This is a genomic window from Stutzerimonas stutzeri, from assembly GCF_009789555.1.
In the GTDB taxonomy this organism is placed as follows: domain Bacteria; phylum Pseudomonadota; class Gammaproteobacteria; order Pseudomonadales; family Pseudomonadaceae; genus Stutzerimonas; species Stutzerimonas stutzeri_R.
Map to the genome: position 1 here is coordinate 3,952,938 of NZ_CP046902.1, position 13,379 is coordinate 3,966,316.

Sequence of the window (13,379 nt, forward strand, 5' to 3'; positions counted from 1 at the left end):
GAAAGCCTACCTTGGCACACCAATCGTGCGCGACCGTCGTTTCAGGCCTGGCTGTATTGGAGGTTAGAATGGCCACCTACCCTGGCGCGAAGCAACCCCAAATGACCGAACTGACCCTCTATCACAATCCACGCTGCTCGAAATCCCGTGGCGCGCTGGCATTGCTCGAAGCACGGGGCATGACCCCCACCGTCATCCGCTACCTCGAGACACCGCCCTCTGCGACCGAGCTGCAACAGATCCTCGCCCGCCTGGGAATCGGGCCGCGTCAATTGCTGCGCACCGGCGAGAAGCCATACACAAGTCTCAACCTGGCCGACACCACGCTGAGCGACGCCGCTCTCATCGATGCGATGGTCGCTCATCCTGAATTGATCGAGCGGCCGATTCTGGTTGCAGGCGAGGTGGCGGTGATTGGCCGGCCGCCGGAGAAGGTGCTGGAGATTCTGCCATGAATGCGCCCTATATCCTGGTGCTCTACTACAGCCGCCACGGCGCCACGACCGAGATGGCACGGCAGATTGCACGCGGCGTCGAGCAAGCCGGCCTCGAGGCGCGACTGCGCACCGTACCGGCGGTATCAAGCGAATGCGAAGCCGTGGCGCCTGCGATTCCGGAGCAAGGCGCGGTCTACGCAACGCTCGACGATCTGAAGCACTGCTCGGGTCTGGCGCTTGGCAGCCCGACCCGCTTCGGCAACATGGCCGCCCCGCTGAAATACTTCCTGGACGGCACAAGCGGGCTCTGGCTGACCGGCGAACTGGTCGGCAAACCCGCCGGCGTGTTTACCTCGACCTCAAGCCTGCATGGGGGCCAGGAAACCACGCTGCTGTCCATGCTGCTGCCCTTGCTGCACCACGGCATGCTGGTGCTCGGCCTGCCCTACAGCGAAAACGCCCTGCTCGAAACCCGCGGTGGCGGCACGCCCTACGGCCCCAGCCATCATGCTGGTGCGGATTCCAAGCGCCTGCTGGATGAGCACGAAATCAGCCTCTGTCGCGCGCTGGGCCAACGCCTCGCCCAAACCGCCAAGCGCCTGGAGAATGACCGTGGCTAGAACACCCAAACCCCTGCCGTCCCTTGAATGGCTGGCACCGCGGGTGAAAGTCAGCCGATCGCTCAGCCTGGCCAGCTTCATCGGCCTCGGCGTACTGCTGATCGTCTGGAATCTGGTGTTCGCCGATCTGCACGGCGCGCGAACCTGGGTCGTGGTCGGCATTCAGCTGATTCCACTGTTGCTGATCGCGCCAGGCATGATTGCCGGCAGTCCCCGGGCCCACGCCTGGACCTGCTTCATCGTCAATCTTTACTTCATCCAGGGCGTGCTCGCCGCCATCGATCCGGCCCGGATGGTGTACGGCTGGCTGGAGGCGATCATCAGCCTGACGCTATTCGTCAGCGCACTGCTTTACACGCGCTGGGCTTACCAGTACGAGCGCAAGGCCGCAGGCGAGAGCTGAAAGCCCTTGACCGCGCAGTCAGGCATCACTGTTGTTCCTGACCGCGCGGCCCAGCGGATCGCTACCAGCCGAGCGTTTCCTTGAGAAAGGGAATAGTGAGCTTGCGCTGTGCCTGCAACGAAGCCTGATCGAGCCGGTCCAGCAACTCGAACAGCGCACTCATGCTACGCGCGCCACGGGTGAGGATGAAGCGTCCAACATCGTCTGGCAGGTTCAGGCCGCGGCGAGAGGCGCGAAGCTGCAACGCGCGCAGCTTGTCCTCATCGGACAGCGCCTGCAGTTGAAACACCAGCGAAAGGCTCAGACGGGACTTGAGGTCCGCCAGTTGCACAGCGATTTCCCGCGGAGAGGCATCCGCGGCCAGCAACAGCCGCCGACCACCGTCACGCAGCCGGTTGAACAGGTGGAAGAGCGCTTCCTCCCAGACGGGGTCACCGGCCACGGCATCCAGATCGTCCAGGCATACCAGCTCACTCTGTTCAAGATTGTCCAGCAGCGCCGGGCCATATTCAGCCACATCGGCCAGCGGCAGATAGACCGCCAGCTCGCCTCGCTGCTCGACACGCAGACAGGCCGCCTGCAACAGATGGCTGCGACCCACGCCCGTATTGCCCCACAGATAGACCAACTCATCGGACCAACCGGCCTCTGGCGAACAGATACGCTCGACATAACCCAGCGCGGCAGCGTTGGCGCCGGGGTAGAAGTTGGCAAAGGTGGCATCGTCGCGAAGGCGGATGCCCAAAGGAAGCTGGATGGGTTTCATGGTTGGCGCTGCGGGTCGACCGGCGGTTCTGCATAGAGGTCAGAGAGTTTATAGAGATCATGCACGTGACGCAGCAGAACCATGATCACGGCAGCCACCGGCAACGCCAGTAGCACGCCGGTAAACCCGAACAACTGCCCGCCGGCCAGCACCGCGAAAATCACCGCAACCGGATGCAGACCGATCCGGTCTCCCACCAGGAGCGGGGTCAACAGCATGCCTTCGAGCATCTGGCCGACCGTGAACACCGCAGCGACACCCAGCAGCGGATAGGGCTGCAGCCCGAACTGGAACAGGACGGCGACGACTGCCGCGCCTATGCCGACCACAAACCCCATATACGGCACGATGCTGGCAAGACCCGCCAGCACGCCGATCAACAGTCCCAGCTCGACGCCGACCAGCATCAGCCCGACGGAATAGACCACCGCCAGGGCCAGCATCACCAACAGCTGGCCGCGGAGAAAGGCGCCGATCACCTCGTGGCATTCACGCATCAGCGCCATGACGGTTTCCTCCCGCCGCCGCGGCAGTAATGATCGCAGCTTCGCCATGATCAGGTCCCAGTCGCGCAGCAGATAGAAGCACACCACAGGCACCAGCAGCAGGTTGGCCAGCCAGGCCAGCAGTGCGATGCTGGAAGCCGTCGCCTGACTGAGAATGACTGCCACCACATCCTTGGTACTGCCCAGGTTGGCCGAGAACGCGCTCTTGAGTTGATCGAAGCGCCAGAAATCATCGTCCAGTCCAAACTGCATCTGCACCCAGGGCAGCGCGGTCACCTGCAACCAGTCGAGCCCCTGCGGCGCCAACTGGTACAGGTGCATCAGTTGCTTGCCAAGCATCGGCACCAGCACCAGCAACAACAACAGGCACAGCAGAATGAACAGCGCAAAAACCAGGATCACACCCCAGGTACGCGACAGACTCCAGCGCTCCAGCCGGTCAACCAGCGGATCACCCAGATAAGCCAGCAGAATACCCACCAGAAACGGCGAAAGAATCGGCGAAAGCTGATAGACCAGCCAGCCAAGAAACAGTAGCACCGCCAGCCATAGCCAGCGGTTGGTGTGTGTGATCGTCATGCTCGGACGCCTTGCTCCAGTTGATTTCGAGGCCGCATGGCCAGTGCGGACACCGGCTGTGCTGGCACGGACACAGCGGCGCGGCCGCCGGTACCCTTTACCAGCGATAGCGCAGCAACTCGCCCTGTTCGGCCGGTGGCGTCGCCTGGACGGCAGGCTGCGCAGGCGCCTCGAGCGGCGCCTGCGCATCGATCGGCAGAGCATCGCTGGCATCGGCTGGCGCCTCGGCAGCCGGCGATGCCGCCTCGAATTCGTCAGCCGGCACTTCCTGCAGGCGCGCCAACGCCAGCTGTGCCCGCAACTGCTCGGGACTGGCATTGAGGCGATACACCAGCCGATCGCTCTCCACCCGCTGCAAACGCGCACCGAACGGTTCGAGCAGGCGGTCCAGCTCGGCGAACCGATCGACATCGGCGCCCAGCACCTCGAGCGTGATCTCCGACGTCTCGCCCGGTGCCACGCGGTATTGCGGCGCGAGGTATGTGCTGACGGCCAGCATCACCTTGTCGGCCACGGCAGGCCGACTCTCGCCGCTGGCCTTGCCCTGAGTCTGCTTGTCGCCAAGCCAGAGGCGCCAGTTCGCCTCCCAGGCGTCGCCCGACGGGCTCGCCACGACAGCCAGCAGCCCATCGGCATCGTAGCGCTCGGAGACGTCGCGCAGTGCCTGAGGCTCCTTCGCCGAAACCGTCTCGGCAGTGGCCGCCAGCTGCTCACTCAGGTCGGCCAACGGCAAACGCAACGGCAACCCGCGGTGCTGAGCAGCGGCACGCAACACGGACGAGCCCTCCTGCGCATCACCAACGAGCTGCGAGCCCTCGGGCGAGGTTGTGAGCCACCAGGTGAGAATGCTCGGCCGATCGGCCCCCCACAGCGACAGACCAGCCGATCGCAGCGCCCGCTCCGTGGTCGCAGGATCGAAGTTCACCACCACCGCGTTGTCTTCATAGGCGTACCGACTGACGAGTTGCTGCGGATCCTCGCGCAACCGCGCAACGCCCGCCTGGCCCGTCTCGGCTTCACCCGTGAGGCGCAGCACCAGCGTATCGAACGCCTTGCGCAGCGCCTCTTCACGCTCCGCCGGCTGTTGGCTGGCGACGGGTTCACGCACCTTGTAGAGGTCGCTGAGCGGTGCCGCCAGGGAATGGGCGGACGCGATCGCACAGCACAGGGCAAACATTCGGGGAATAAGGCGCATGGAGATACTCGCTGGCTGGCCAGTCATGGGGAGCCGGCCGGTCGCGCGGCGACGACCGGCACGGTGAGTCAAGCGTCATACCTTAAACAGGCCCCTGAGTCGGGGCAACCGCCGCACTCACAAGAGAGGGTCGGCATCATTAAAATCACGATAGGTTCGCTGTGGGTGGTGCGCCGGTAATTGCGCGCGGGATGGTCGCTATGCGGCAAGCCTGATAAAATCGCGCGCTTTCCGCAGACCGGTCCGGCGCCTTCGCCATGCTGAGACAGCCGTCTCGCCCAACCGGTCGCCCCGCACTCTCCTCACAGGTCCGGATTATGAGCAAGCAACCCTCCATCAGCTACAAGGACGCCGGTGTCGACATCGATGCAGGCGAAGCGCTGGTCGAACGCATCAAGGGCGTGGCCAAGCGCACTGCACGTCCTGAAGTCATGGGCGGTCTGGGCGGCTTCGGCGCGCTCTGCGAAATTCCAGCCGGCTACAGGCAACCGGTGCTGGTATCCGGTACCGATGGCGTGGGCACCAAACTGCGGCTTGCCCTGAACCTGAACAAGCACGACAGCATCGGCCAGGACCTGGTGGCCATGTGCGTCAACGACCTCGTGGTCTGTGGCGCCGAGCCGCTGTTCTTCCTGGACTACTACGCCACCGGCAAGCTCAACGTCGATATCGCCGCCACCGTGGTGACCGGTATCGGCGCCGGCTGCGAACTGGCCGGCTGCTCGCTGGTGGGCGGTGAAACCGCCGAGATGCCGGGCATGTATGAAGGCGAAGACTACGATCTGGCCGGCTTCTGCGTCGGCGTGGTTGAAAAGAGCGAAATCATCGATGGCTCGACAGTCGCCGCTGGCGACGCGCTGATCGCCCTGCCCTCCTCCGGACCGCACTCCAACGGCTATTCACTGATCCGCAAGATCATCGAAGTGGCGGGTGCCGATATCGAGAACACCCAACTCGACGGCAAGCCACTGACCGAGCTGCTGATGGCGCCGACCCGCATTTATGTCAAGCCGCTGCTCAAGCTGATCAAGGAGACCGGTGCGGTCAAGGCGATGGCGCATATCACTGGCGGTGGCCTGCTGGACAACATCCCGCGCGTGCTGCCCGAAGACAGCCAGGCGGTCATCGATGTCTCCAGCTGGCAGCGTCCAGCGGTGTTCGACTGGCTCCAGCAGCAGGGCAACGTCGACGAGCATGAAATGCACCGGGTACTCAATTGCGGCGTCGGCATGGTCATCTGCGTCGCCCAGGCGCAGGTCGAGGCCGTTCTCGACAACCTGCGCGACGCGGGAGAAGCTCCCTGGGTGATCGGCCAGATCGCGTCGGCGGGCGGAGCGGCCGACCGCGTCGTGCTGAACAACCTGAAAAGCCATTGATGAGCGAACCCAGCAACGTCGTGGTGCTGATTTCAGGGTCTGGCAGCAACCTGCAGGCCCTGATCGACAGCCTGGGTGAAGACAATCCAGTACGCATCAGCGCGGTTGTTTCGAATCGTGCCGAAGCGTTCGGCCTGCAGCGTGCGCAAGCCGCCGGGATCGCCACCCACGTGGTGGTGCACAAGGATTTCGCCGATCGCGAAGCCTTCGATGCGGCATTGATGTCGATCATCGACACCTACCAGCCGCAACTGGTCGTGCTGGCCGGCTTCATGCGCATACTGACGCCGGCCTTCGTGCGTCATTACCAGGGCCGCCTGCTCAACATTCACCCGTCCCTGCTACCGAAACACAAAGGGCTCGATACCCATCGCCGCGCACTGGAAGCCGGTGATCGCGAGCACGGTTGCAGCGTGCATTTCGTCACCGAAGAACTCGATGGTGGCCCCGTGGCGGTACAGGCCACCTTCACCATCGAAGCCGGCGACCGCATCGACACACTGACCGAACGGGTGCATGCCGCCGAACACATGATTTATCCACTGGCGGTTCGCTGGTTTGCCGAGGGCCGCTTGCGCCTTGGCGAGCAAGGCGCGATGCTGGACGACAAACCGCTGCCGGCTACCGGCCATCTGTTACGAATCTAGGAGATCTTATGCGTCGCGCTTTGCTGCTCGCTCTTGCCGTGCTGACCTTGCCGGTTCAGGCTCTGGAGCTCAAGCCCTTCTCCGCCAGCTACACCGCCGACTGGAAACAGGTGCCCGTCAGTGGCACCGCCCAGCGCAGCCTTGAAAAGCTCGACGGTGACGTCTGGGAGCTGGATTTCGAGGCCTCCATGCTGGTCGCCAGTCTCAATGAACGCAGCACCTTCAAGGTCGAGGGCGAAACCTTCGTACCGCAAAAATACCGCCTCAAGCGCAGCGGCCTGGGCAAAGGCAAAGCCATCAAGCATGACTTCGACTGGGCGACCAAGCAGGTTATCGGGGAAGATCGCGGCGACCCGGTCAAGTTGCCGCTCGACCGCGGCCTGCTGGATAAATCCACCTACCAGATCGCCCTCCAACAGGCCGTCGCAGCGGGCGAGAAGAGCATGAGCTATCAGGTCGTGGACGGGGACGAGATCGAAACCTATGACTTCCGTGTGCTGGGCGAGGAGAAGGTCAGCACCAAGGCCGGACAGGTCGATGCGATCAAGGTCGAGCGCGTACGCGACCCTACGCAGAGCAAGCGTCAGACGATCCTCTGGTTCGCCACCGAATGGGACTACATGCTGGTCCGCCTGCATCAGGTGGAAAAAGACGGCAAGGAATACCAGATCATGCTCAAGGAAGGCACCGTTGGCGGTAGAACCATAAAAGGCAACTGACAGCCACTGCGCGCCATCCACCTTGGCGCGGCATCGCCCGCTCGCTCATAGAGTCCGTCCATGACCTTGCACCGCACCTTGCTGCTTGCCTTGCTGCCGATCTTCTCCGGCTGCCAATCCTGGCCCTGGAGCAATGAGACGCCCGGACATCCGATTGAACGGCTGCAGGGCGAGCTCACGCGCAGCGAGGGCGTGCTGTCGTTGCGCACCTGCCAGGGCCAACGCCGGATCGAACTGCTCGATACGGGCGCGACCGGATTGTCCGACGATGCGCTGGCGCTGCTGTCCGACGGTGGCCAGGCCCTGTTCGCCGACGTCCGTGGCAGACTGATTTCACCCGCCAATGGTCCCAGCCAGCTGCAGCTGACCCAGGTCTATCGCGTGCAGGCCGAAGGGCACGGCTGCGGCGAACGGGAATTCAACCAGCTGACCCTGCGCGCTGGCGGCCACGAACCGGGCTGGAGCGTTCGGGTCACGGCGCAGGGCATGTTGTTCGAGCGTCCCGATCAGGCGCCGCTGGCCTTACCGTATCTGGAAGAACAGCTGCCGGGTGGCCAGACCAGTTTCAGCAGCGAAGCCAATCGCCAGCGCCTTAATCTCTGGGTTGCCCCGCAACGCTGTGTCGACGACGCGACCGGCGCGGTGAGCCATCTGACGGCCGAGCTTCGCATCGACGACCAAACCCTGCGTGGCTGCGGCTACTACGGCGGCGCGCGCAACGAATGATTCTATCGAAGCGCGATCTTCGCGCTTCCCTACGCTTCGAAGATCCCGACCATGAATGACGACCTGTCACTGCTGCAGCCCTATCCGTTCGAGAAACTTCGCGCCTTGCTCGCCGACGCGCAACCGCCAGCCGAGAAGCGTCCGATAGCGCTGTCGATTGGCGAACCGAAACACCCTTCGCCCGATTTCGTCGCCCAGGCGCTGGCCGCGAACCTCGACCAGCTCGCGGTGTACCCGTCGACGCTCGGGATTGCTGCACTGCGCGAGTCGATCGCCCGCTGGTGCGAGCGGCGATTCGGCGTGCCCGCCGGCTGCGTAGACCCGGCGCGCCATGTGCTGCCGGTCAATGGCACCCGCGAAGCGCTTTTCGCCTTCACCCAGGCTGTCGTCAACCGTAGCGCCGATGCGCTGGTGATCAGCCCCAATCCGTTCTACCAGATCTATGAAGGCGCGACGCTCCTGGCCGGCGCCGTACCGCATTACCTTGCCTGCACTGCCGAGAACGACTTCAACCCGGACTTCGATGCGGTCTCGGCCGATACCTGGCGCCGCACGCAGATCCTGTTCCTCTGCTCGCCAGGCAACCCCACCGGCGCGCTGGTGCCCCTCGAAACGCTCAAGCGCCTGATCGCGCTGGCGGACGAGCATGACTTTGTCATCGCGGCGGATGAATGCTACAGCGAGCTGTATTTCGATGAAGCGCACCCGCCAGCGGGACTGTTGACCGCCTGCGCTGCCCTGGGCCGCGATGATTTCAAGCGCTGCGTGGTCTTCCACAGCCTGTCCAAGCGATCGAACCTACCCGGCCTGCGCTCCGGATTCGTCGCCGGCGACGCCGATATCCTCAAGGCGTTTCTGCTCTACCGCACCTATCACGGCTGCGCCATGCCGGTGCAGACACAGCTGGCCAGCCTCGCCGCCTGGAGCGACGAAGCGCACGTCCAGGCCAACCGCCAGATGTACCGCGAAAAGTTCGATGCGGTGCTGGCCATACTCGCCCCGGTGATGGATGTGCAGCGTCCCGACGGCGGCTTCTACCTGTGGCCGAAGACACCCACCGATGATCAGCAATTCACACGCGACCTTTTCACCCGTGAACACGTGACGGTGGTGCCAGGGTCTTACCTGTCGCGGGAGGTAGAGGGTTTCAGCCCGGGTTCGGGCCGGGTTCGCATGGCGCTGGTGGCGCCGCTTGCCGATTGCGTCGAGGCAGCCGAGCGGATTCGCGACTTCATCACCGCGCAGTGATATCGGAGCCGGACGTCGCGACGTCCGGCTCCGACTCAAGCGACTCCCGGCGGAATCTTGTCCTTGCCGTAGTCACGCAGCTTCTCAAGGTTTTCGGGTTTCATATGTTCGGGGATGTCCGCCGCAGGGGCCTCATCGCGCTTAGTGCGCTTGTCCGTATCAGGCTTTTCGGGCTCGCTCATGGTGTCCTCCGTCAGATTGCATTTTCTTCCCAGATCAGGTCGCCTTCGTCACTCACTTCCATGACTTTGGTCAACGCCGCCTCGGCTGCGGTCTCGGCCTCCGAGGCGAGGTCGTAGCGTCGCCCGTTGGCCACCTTGAACACCTGGGCGTTGTCATCCGTGCCCCGACGTTTCACGGCGATCACCGCTTCGAATCCGTCATCGGCAGGAACGGCGGATGAAATGGCCTCATGGTTCTCGAAATGCTTGCGTGCCATACATGACCTCATCGTTGCGATTGTCCTCAATGGACAACGTACAAGGGCAAAAAGGTCGAACGGCTTGGCGACGCAGCGGCTGAACCGATGACTGCCCAGTGACTCCCAATGATTGACAGCGATGATCAGGAAGCCAGCCATGCCCATGAACGACACTTACACGATCAACGCGCCCTCGCGAGCCGAAGTGGATGCGCTCGACGGTTTCACCCTGCTGGAATTCGGTACCGCCTGGTGCGGCCATTGCCGCGCCGCGCAGCCGCTGCTGGGCCCGGCAATGGCCGAGCGTGACCTGCGCCACTTGAAAATCGAGGACGGCCCGGGTCGCCCGCTGGGCCGTTCATTCCGCGTGAAGCTCTGGCCTACCCTGATCCTGATGCGCCAGGGAGTAGAACTGGCCCGCTTGGTGCGCCCCACCAGCAGCCAGGCCATCGAGGACCTGCTGCGCCAGGCCGACGACCTCTCGGGCTGACCGGCGCTCCGTTTCCCAGGTCATCCGGTAGGCGGCAGGATTCGCCTCATCGTGGCATAATCGGCGGTCCAGTCTGGCCGGAGAACGCGGAGCTGTCATGCCCGAGAAAAGCGAAGGACTCTGTCTGTACGGCATCAAAGCCTGCGACACAATGAAAAAGGCCCGTACCTGGCTCGAAGAGCACGGGCTAAGCTACGACTTCCATGATTACAAGAGCGCCGGCATCGACCGCGCCCATCTGGAAGCCTGGTGCGACGAACACGGCTGGCAGATCGTACTCAACCGTGCCGGCACCACTTTTCGCAAGCTGGACGACGCGCAGAAGGCCGATCTCGATCAGGCCAGGGCCATCGAACTGATGCTGGCCCAACCGTCGATGATCAAGCGCCCGGTGCTCGATCTGGGCGAGAAGACCCTGATCGGCTTCAAGCCGGATATTTACGCTGCCGAACTGGCAGCCAAGAACTGATAGCGGCTCGCCAGGACGAGCCGCGATTGATGAGAAGGATTCCCTATGAGCAACACCTTATTCAGCCTGGCCTTCGGCGTCGGCACACAGAATCGCCAGGGCAACTGGCTGGAAGTCTTCTATGCCCAGCCGCTGCTGCAGCCAGCCGGTGAACTGGTCGCGGCCATCGCCCCGCTGCTCGGTTACGAAGGTGGCAACCAGGCCATTGCCATCAGCACAACCCAAGCCGCGCAACTGGCCGACGCAGTCAAGCCGCTCGACGCCGCGCAACACGCGCTGCTGACCCGTCTGGCCGAAAGCCAGCGCCCCCTGGTGGTCACCCTGCTCGCCGAAGACGCTGCGCTGACCTCGACGCCCGAGGCCTACCTCAAGCTGCACCTGCTCTCGCATCGACTGGTCAAACCCCACGGCCTGAACCTGACGGGGATTTTTCCACTGCTGCCCAACGTCGCCTGGACCAACCAGGGCGCGGTGGATCTCGCCGAACTGGCCGAGCGCCAACTGGAAGCGCGCCTGAAGGGCTACCTGCTGGAAGTCATGTCCGTGGATAAATTCCCGAAGATGACCGATTACGTGGTTCCGGCTGGCGTGCGCATCGCCGATAGCGCGCGTATCCGTCTTGGCGCCTACGTCGGTGAAGGCACCACGGTGATGCATGAAGGTTTCGTCAACTTCAACGCCGGCACCGAAGGCCCGGGCATGATCGAAGGCCGCGTCTCGGCTGGCGTGTTCGTCGGCAAGGGTTCGGACCTGGGCGGCGGTTGCTCGACCATGGGCACCTTGTCCGGCGGTGGCAATATCGTCATTTCGGTAGGCGAAGGCTGCCTGATCGGCGCCAATGCCGGCATCGGCATCCCGCTTGGCGACCGCAACACCGTCGAAGCCGGGCTCTACATCACTGCCGGAACCAAGGTGAATCTGCTCGACGAGCAGGGCGCACTGGTCAAGGTGGTCAAGGCTCGGGAACTGGCTGGACAGACCGACCTGCTGTTCCGCCGCAATTCGCAGAACGGCGCGGTGGAATGCAAGACCCACAAATCCGCAATCGAGCTGAACGAAGCGCTGCACGCGCACAACTGACCGCTTGGCGGGTCGCCTGAGCGGAGGCTGGAAGCAGCAGCTCCGCTCTGGCTTCCCGCCTCCAGCTTCAGGCTTAACGCTATGCTCTTGTCTCCTTGGCGTTCCGACTTCCCGGCCCTGGCCGTTCTTGAAGCTCAGGGCCAGACCTACCTCGACAGCGCGGCCACGGCGCAAAAGCCACAGGCCCTGATCGATGCATTGACGGGTTACTACACCTGCGGCACCGCCAACGTGCACCGAGCGCAGCATCAACCGGCAGAGCGTGCGACCCGCGCCTTCGAGGATGCCCGAGTCAAGCTGGCGCGCTGGCTCAACGCAGCCTGCCCGACCGAACTCGTCTTCACCCGCGGCGCCACCGAGGCGCTCAACCTGCTGGCCTATGGTCTGGAACCGCTGATCGAAGCGGATGACGAAATCGTCGTCAGCGCGCTGGAGCATCACGCCAACCTGTTGCCCTGGCAGCAACTGGCCAAGCGGCGCAACGCCAAGCTGACGGTATTGCCGCTGGATGAACGCGGTGTCATCGATCTGGAGCAGGCCGCCCGTCTGATCGGCCCAAGGACCCGTTTGCTCGCTGTCAGCCAGCTGTCGAACGTGCTCGGCGCCTGGCAACCGCTCGCCGAGCTGTTGCCGCTGGCGAAGGCCCAAGGCGCCCTGACGGTCGTCGACGGCGCGCAAGGCGTGGTGCACGGTCGGCATGACATGCAGGCGCTGGGCTGCGATTTCTACGTGCTGTCCAGTCACAAGCTCTACGGCCCCGAGGGAGTCGGCGCACTCTATGGACGGGGTGAGTCGTTGCTCAAGCTCCGGCATTGGCAATTCGGCGGCGAAATGGTCCGCGTCGCCGACTTTCAACAGGCTGAATTCCACGCCGCCCCACTGGGTTTCGAAGCCGGTACGCCGCCAATCGGCGCCGTCATCGGCCTCGGCGCGACGCTCGACTACCTGTCCCGACTCGACGCCACGGCGGTGGCCGGCCACGAACAGGCCCTGCACATGAAGCTCCTCGCCGGGCTCAGCGTTCGCGAAGGGGTTCGATTGCTGGGCGACCCGCAATTGGCACTGGCCAGCTTCAGCGTGGACGGCGTCCACCACGGCGACCTGGCCCACCTGCTCACCGAACAAGGCATCGCCATACGCAGCGGAACCCATTGCGCGCAACCGCTGATGAAATCCCTCGGCGTCGAGGGCGCCGTGCGTGTATCCCTCGGGCTGTACAACGACGGAACGGACCTGGAGCGCTTCTTCGGTGCGCTGGATCAGGCCCTGGAACTCTTACGATGAACGAACTGCCCGCCGCCGCCATCGAAACGCTGCAGCAGTTCCAGCAGGCCACCAGCTGGGAGCAGCGTGCGCGCCTGTTGATGCAGTGGGGCGATCGACTGGAGGCGCTCAGCGACGCCGAACGCAACGACAACACACTGGTCCCCGGTTGCGAAAGCAGGCTCTGGCTGATCGGTGAGGCGCACGCTGACCGCTGGCATTTTCGCGGCACCAGCGAAGCGCGCCTGCTGCGCGGCTTGCTCGCGGCCCTGCTGGTGCGCGTCAACGGATTGCCGACGGCCGAGTTGCAGCGGCTGGATGTGGCGCAGTGGTTCGCTCAGCTCGGGTTGTCGCGGCAACTGTCACCGTCACGGGCCAATGGAATGAATGCCGTGCTGCAACGAATGCGCGAGTTGGCTGCGGTCACCTGATCG

The 13,379-nt window shown here is 63.9% G+C and carries 18 protein-coding genes; 13 read left to right on the forward strand and 5 right to left on the reverse strand.

Annotated features, from left to right (window positions below):
• Nucleotides 1–101 precede the first annotated feature (101 nt).
• The 3 genes from arsC to GQA94_RS18270 are packed head-to-tail and all read left to right on the forward strand — an operon-like array spanning nucleotide 102 to nucleotide 1,460.
• Nucleotides 102–455, forward strand: a complete 354-nt coding sequence (gene arsC, locus GQA94_RS18260; RefSeq protein ID WP_158189338.1) for an arsenate reductase (glutaredoxin) — start codon at nucleotides 102–104, stop codon at nucleotides 453–455.
• Nucleotides 452–1,057 (forward strand): NAD(P)H:quinone oxidoreductase, encoded by a 606-nt coding sequence (wrbA, locus tag GQA94_RS18265; protein WP_158189339.1) that lies wholly within the window; start codon nucleotides 452–454, stop codon nucleotides 1,055–1,057. The genes arsC and wrbA overlap by 4 nt, the downstream gene beginning before the upstream one ends.
• On the forward strand, nucleotides 1,050–1,460 hold the full coding sequence (locus GQA94_RS18270) for a DUF2069 domain-containing protein (RefSeq protein ID WP_158189340.1): 411 nt from the start codon (nucleotides 1,050–1,052) through the stop codon (nucleotides 1,458–1,460). The genes wrbA and GQA94_RS18270 overlap by 8 nt, the downstream gene beginning before the upstream one ends.
• 61 nt (nucleotides 1,461–1,521) lie before the next feature.
• Here the strand turns inward: GQA94_RS18270 and hda are convergent, their stop codons facing one another.
• The 3 genes from hda to GQA94_RS18285 form a co-directional block, all read right to left on the reverse strand.
• Nucleotides 1,522–2,226: a DnaA regulatory inactivator Hda gene (gene hda, locus GQA94_RS18275; protein ID WP_158189341.1), complete on the reverse strand. Its 705-nt coding sequence runs from the start codon at nucleotides 2,224–2,226 to the stop codon at nucleotides 1,522–1,524.
• Nucleotides 2,223–3,311, reverse strand: coding sequence for an AI-2E family transporter (locus GQA94_RS18280; RefSeq protein ID WP_158189342.1), 1,089 nt, complete (start codon nucleotides 3,309–3,311; stop codon nucleotides 2,223–2,225). The genes hda and GQA94_RS18280 overlap by 4 nt, the downstream gene beginning before the upstream one ends.
• A gap of 97 nt (nucleotides 3,312–3,408) precedes the next feature.
• Complete coding sequence (locus GQA94_RS18285; RefSeq protein WP_158189343.1) at nucleotides 3,409–4,506, reverse strand: DUF2066 domain-containing protein; 1,098 nt, start codon at nucleotides 4,504–4,506, stop codon at nucleotides 3,409–3,411.
• 317 nt (nucleotides 4,507–4,823) lie between these two features.
• On the opposite strand from GQA94_RS18285, the gene purM reads away from it, so the two are divergent.
• Genes purM through dapC form a run of 5 tightly spaced genes read left to right on the forward strand, consistent with a single transcriptional unit; the run spans nucleotide 4,824 to nucleotide 9,222 of the window.
• The gene (purM, locus tag GQA94_RS18290; protein WP_158189344.1) at nucleotides 4,824–5,882 is read left to right on the forward strand and encodes a phosphoribosylformylglycinamidine cyclo-ligase; all 1,059 of its coding nucleotides are present in this window, start codon (nucleotides 4,824–4,826) and stop codon (nucleotides 5,880–5,882) included.
• On the forward strand, nucleotides 5,882–6,529 hold the full coding sequence (gene purN / locus GQA94_RS18295) for a phosphoribosylglycinamide formyltransferase (RefSeq protein ID WP_158189345.1): 648 nt from the start codon (nucleotides 5,882–5,884) through the stop codon (nucleotides 6,527–6,529). The genes purM and purN overlap by 1 nt, the downstream gene beginning before the upstream one ends.
• Before the next feature lie 8 nt (nucleotides 6,530–6,537).
• Nucleotides 6,538–7,248, forward strand: coding sequence for a DUF3108 domain-containing protein (locus tag GQA94_RS18300; RefSeq protein ID WP_158189346.1), 711 nt, complete (start codon nucleotides 6,538–6,540; stop codon nucleotides 7,246–7,248).
• Nucleotides 7,249–7,308: 60 nt separating this feature from the next.
• A complete protein-coding gene (locus GQA94_RS18305) occupies nucleotides 7,309–7,974 on the forward strand; it encodes a COG3650 family protein (RefSeq protein WP_158189347.1) in 666 nt (221 codons plus the stop codon).
• 51 nt (nucleotides 7,975–8,025) lie between these two features.
• Complete coding sequence (gene dapC / locus GQA94_RS18310; RefSeq protein WP_158189348.1) at nucleotides 8,026–9,222, forward strand: succinyldiaminopimelate transaminase; 1,197 nt, start codon at nucleotides 8,026–8,028, stop codon at nucleotides 9,220–9,222.
• A 35-nt stretch (nucleotides 9,223–9,257) separates the two neighbouring features.
• Here dapC and GQA94_RS23275 read toward each other — a convergent pair whose 3' ends face one another.
• Nucleotides 9,258–9,404 (reverse strand): hypothetical protein, encoded by a 147-nt coding sequence (locus GQA94_RS23275; protein ID WP_199270064.1) that lies wholly within the window; start codon nucleotides 9,402–9,404, stop codon nucleotides 9,258–9,260.
• 11 nt (nucleotides 9,405–9,415) lie between these two features.
• Entirely contained in the window at nucleotides 9,416–9,661 is a 246-nt protein-coding gene (locus GQA94_RS18315) for a hypothetical protein (RefSeq protein WP_158189349.1), read from the reverse strand.
• A 139-nt stretch (nucleotides 9,662–9,800) separates the two neighbouring features.
• On the opposite strand from GQA94_RS18315, the gene GQA94_RS18320 reads away from it, so the two are divergent.
• The 5 genes from GQA94_RS18320 (at nucleotide 9,801) to GQA94_RS18340 (ending at nucleotide 13,376) form a co-directional block, all read left to right on the forward strand.
• Nucleotides 9,801–10,133 (forward strand): thioredoxin family protein, encoded by a 333-nt coding sequence (locus tag GQA94_RS18320; protein WP_158189350.1) that lies wholly within the window; start codon nucleotides 9,801–9,803, stop codon nucleotides 10,131–10,133.
• Nucleotides 10,134–10,230: 97 nt separating this feature from the next.
• The gene (locus tag GQA94_RS18325) at nucleotides 10,231–10,602 is read left to right on the forward strand and encodes an ArsC family reductase (protein WP_158189351.1); all 372 of its coding nucleotides are present in this window, start codon (nucleotides 10,231–10,233) and stop codon (nucleotides 10,600–10,602) included.
• A 45-nt stretch (nucleotides 10,603–10,647) separates the two neighbouring features.
• On the forward strand, nucleotides 10,648–11,682 hold the full coding sequence (gene dapD, locus GQA94_RS18330; RefSeq protein ID WP_158189352.1) for a 2,3,4,5-tetrahydropyridine-2,6-dicarboxylate N-succinyltransferase: 1,035 nt from the start codon (nucleotides 10,648–10,650) through the stop codon (nucleotides 11,680–11,682).
• An 81-nt stretch (nucleotides 11,683–11,763) separates the two neighbouring features.
• Complete coding sequence (locus tag GQA94_RS18335; RefSeq protein ID WP_158189353.1) at nucleotides 11,764–12,966, forward strand: aminotransferase class V-fold PLP-dependent enzyme; 1,203 nt, start codon at nucleotides 11,764–11,766, stop codon at nucleotides 12,964–12,966.
• Nucleotides 12,963–13,376, forward strand: coding sequence for a SufE family protein (locus GQA94_RS18340; protein ID WP_158189354.1), 414 nt, complete (start codon nucleotides 12,963–12,965; stop codon nucleotides 13,374–13,376). Before GQA94_RS18335 ends, GQA94_RS18340 begins: the two co-directional genes overlap by 4 nt.
• The last annotated feature ends 3 nt before the right edge of the window (nucleotides 13,377–13,379 follow it).

What these genes read in the sequence shown, in the direction of transcription:
- GQA94_RS18315 (WP_158189349.1), bottom strand. Translation starts at nt 9,661, where the DNA reads ATGGCACGCAAGCATTTCGAGAACCATGAGGCCATTTCATCCGCCGTT.
- GQA94_RS18340 (WP_158189354.1), top strand. Translation starts at nt 12,963, where the DNA reads ATGAACGAACTGCCCGCCGCCGCCATCGAAACGCTGCAGCAGTTCCAG.
- hda (WP_158189341.1), bottom strand. Translation starts at nt 2,226, where the DNA reads ATGAAACCCATCCAGCTTCCTTTGGGCATCCGCCTTCGCGACGATGCC.
- purN (WP_158189345.1), top strand. Translation starts at nt 5,882, where the DNA reads ATGAGCGAACCCAGCAACGTCGTGGTGCTGATTTCAGGGTCTGGCAGC.
- GQA94_RS18320 (WP_158189350.1), top strand. Translation starts at nt 9,801, where the DNA reads ATGCCCATGAACGACACTTACACGATCAACGCGCCCTCGCGAGCCGAA.
- GQA94_RS18305 (WP_158189347.1), top strand. Translation starts at nt 7,309, where the DNA reads ATGACCTTGCACCGCACCTTGCTGCTTGCCTTGCTGCCGATCTTCTCC.
- wrbA (WP_158189339.1), top strand. Translation starts at nt 452, where the DNA reads ATGAATGCGCCCTATATCCTGGTGCTCTACTACAGCCGCCACGGCGCC.
- purM (WP_158189344.1), top strand. Translation starts at nt 4,824, where the DNA reads ATGAGCAAGCAACCCTCCATCAGCTACAAGGACGCCGGTGTCGACATC.
- arsC (WP_158189338.1), top strand. Translation starts at nt 102, where the DNA reads ATGACCGAACTGACCCTCTATCACAATCCACGCTGCTCGAAATCCCGT.
- GQA94_RS18335 (WP_158189353.1), top strand. Translation starts at nt 11,764, where the DNA reads ATGCTCTTGTCTCCTTGGCGTTCCGACTTCCCGGCCCTGGCCGTTCTT.
- GQA94_RS18280 (WP_158189342.1), bottom strand. Translation starts at nt 3,311, where the DNA reads ATGACGATCACACACACCAACCGCTGGCTATGGCTGGCGGTGCTACTG.
- GQA94_RS18325 (WP_158189351.1), top strand. Translation starts at nt 10,231, where the DNA reads ATGCCCGAGAAAAGCGAAGGACTCTGTCTGTACGGCATCAAAGCCTGC.
- dapC (WP_158189348.1), top strand. Translation starts at nt 8,026, where the DNA reads ATGAATGACGACCTGTCACTGCTGCAGCCCTATCCGTTCGAGAAACTT.
- GQA94_RS18300 (WP_158189346.1), top strand. Translation starts at nt 6,538, where the DNA reads ATGCGTCGCGCTTTGCTGCTCGCTCTTGCCGTGCTGACCTTGCCGGTT.
- dapD (WP_158189352.1), top strand. Translation starts at nt 10,648, where the DNA reads ATGAGCAACACCTTATTCAGCCTGGCCTTCGGCGTCGGCACACAGAAT.
- GQA94_RS23275 (WP_199270064.1), bottom strand. Translation starts at nt 9,404, where the DNA reads ATGAGCGAGCCCGAAAAGCCTGATACGGACAAGCGCACTAAGCGCGAT.
- GQA94_RS18285 (WP_158189343.1), bottom strand. Translation starts at nt 4,506, where the DNA reads ATGCGCCTTATTCCCCGAATGTTTGCCCTGTGCTGTGCGATCGCGTCC.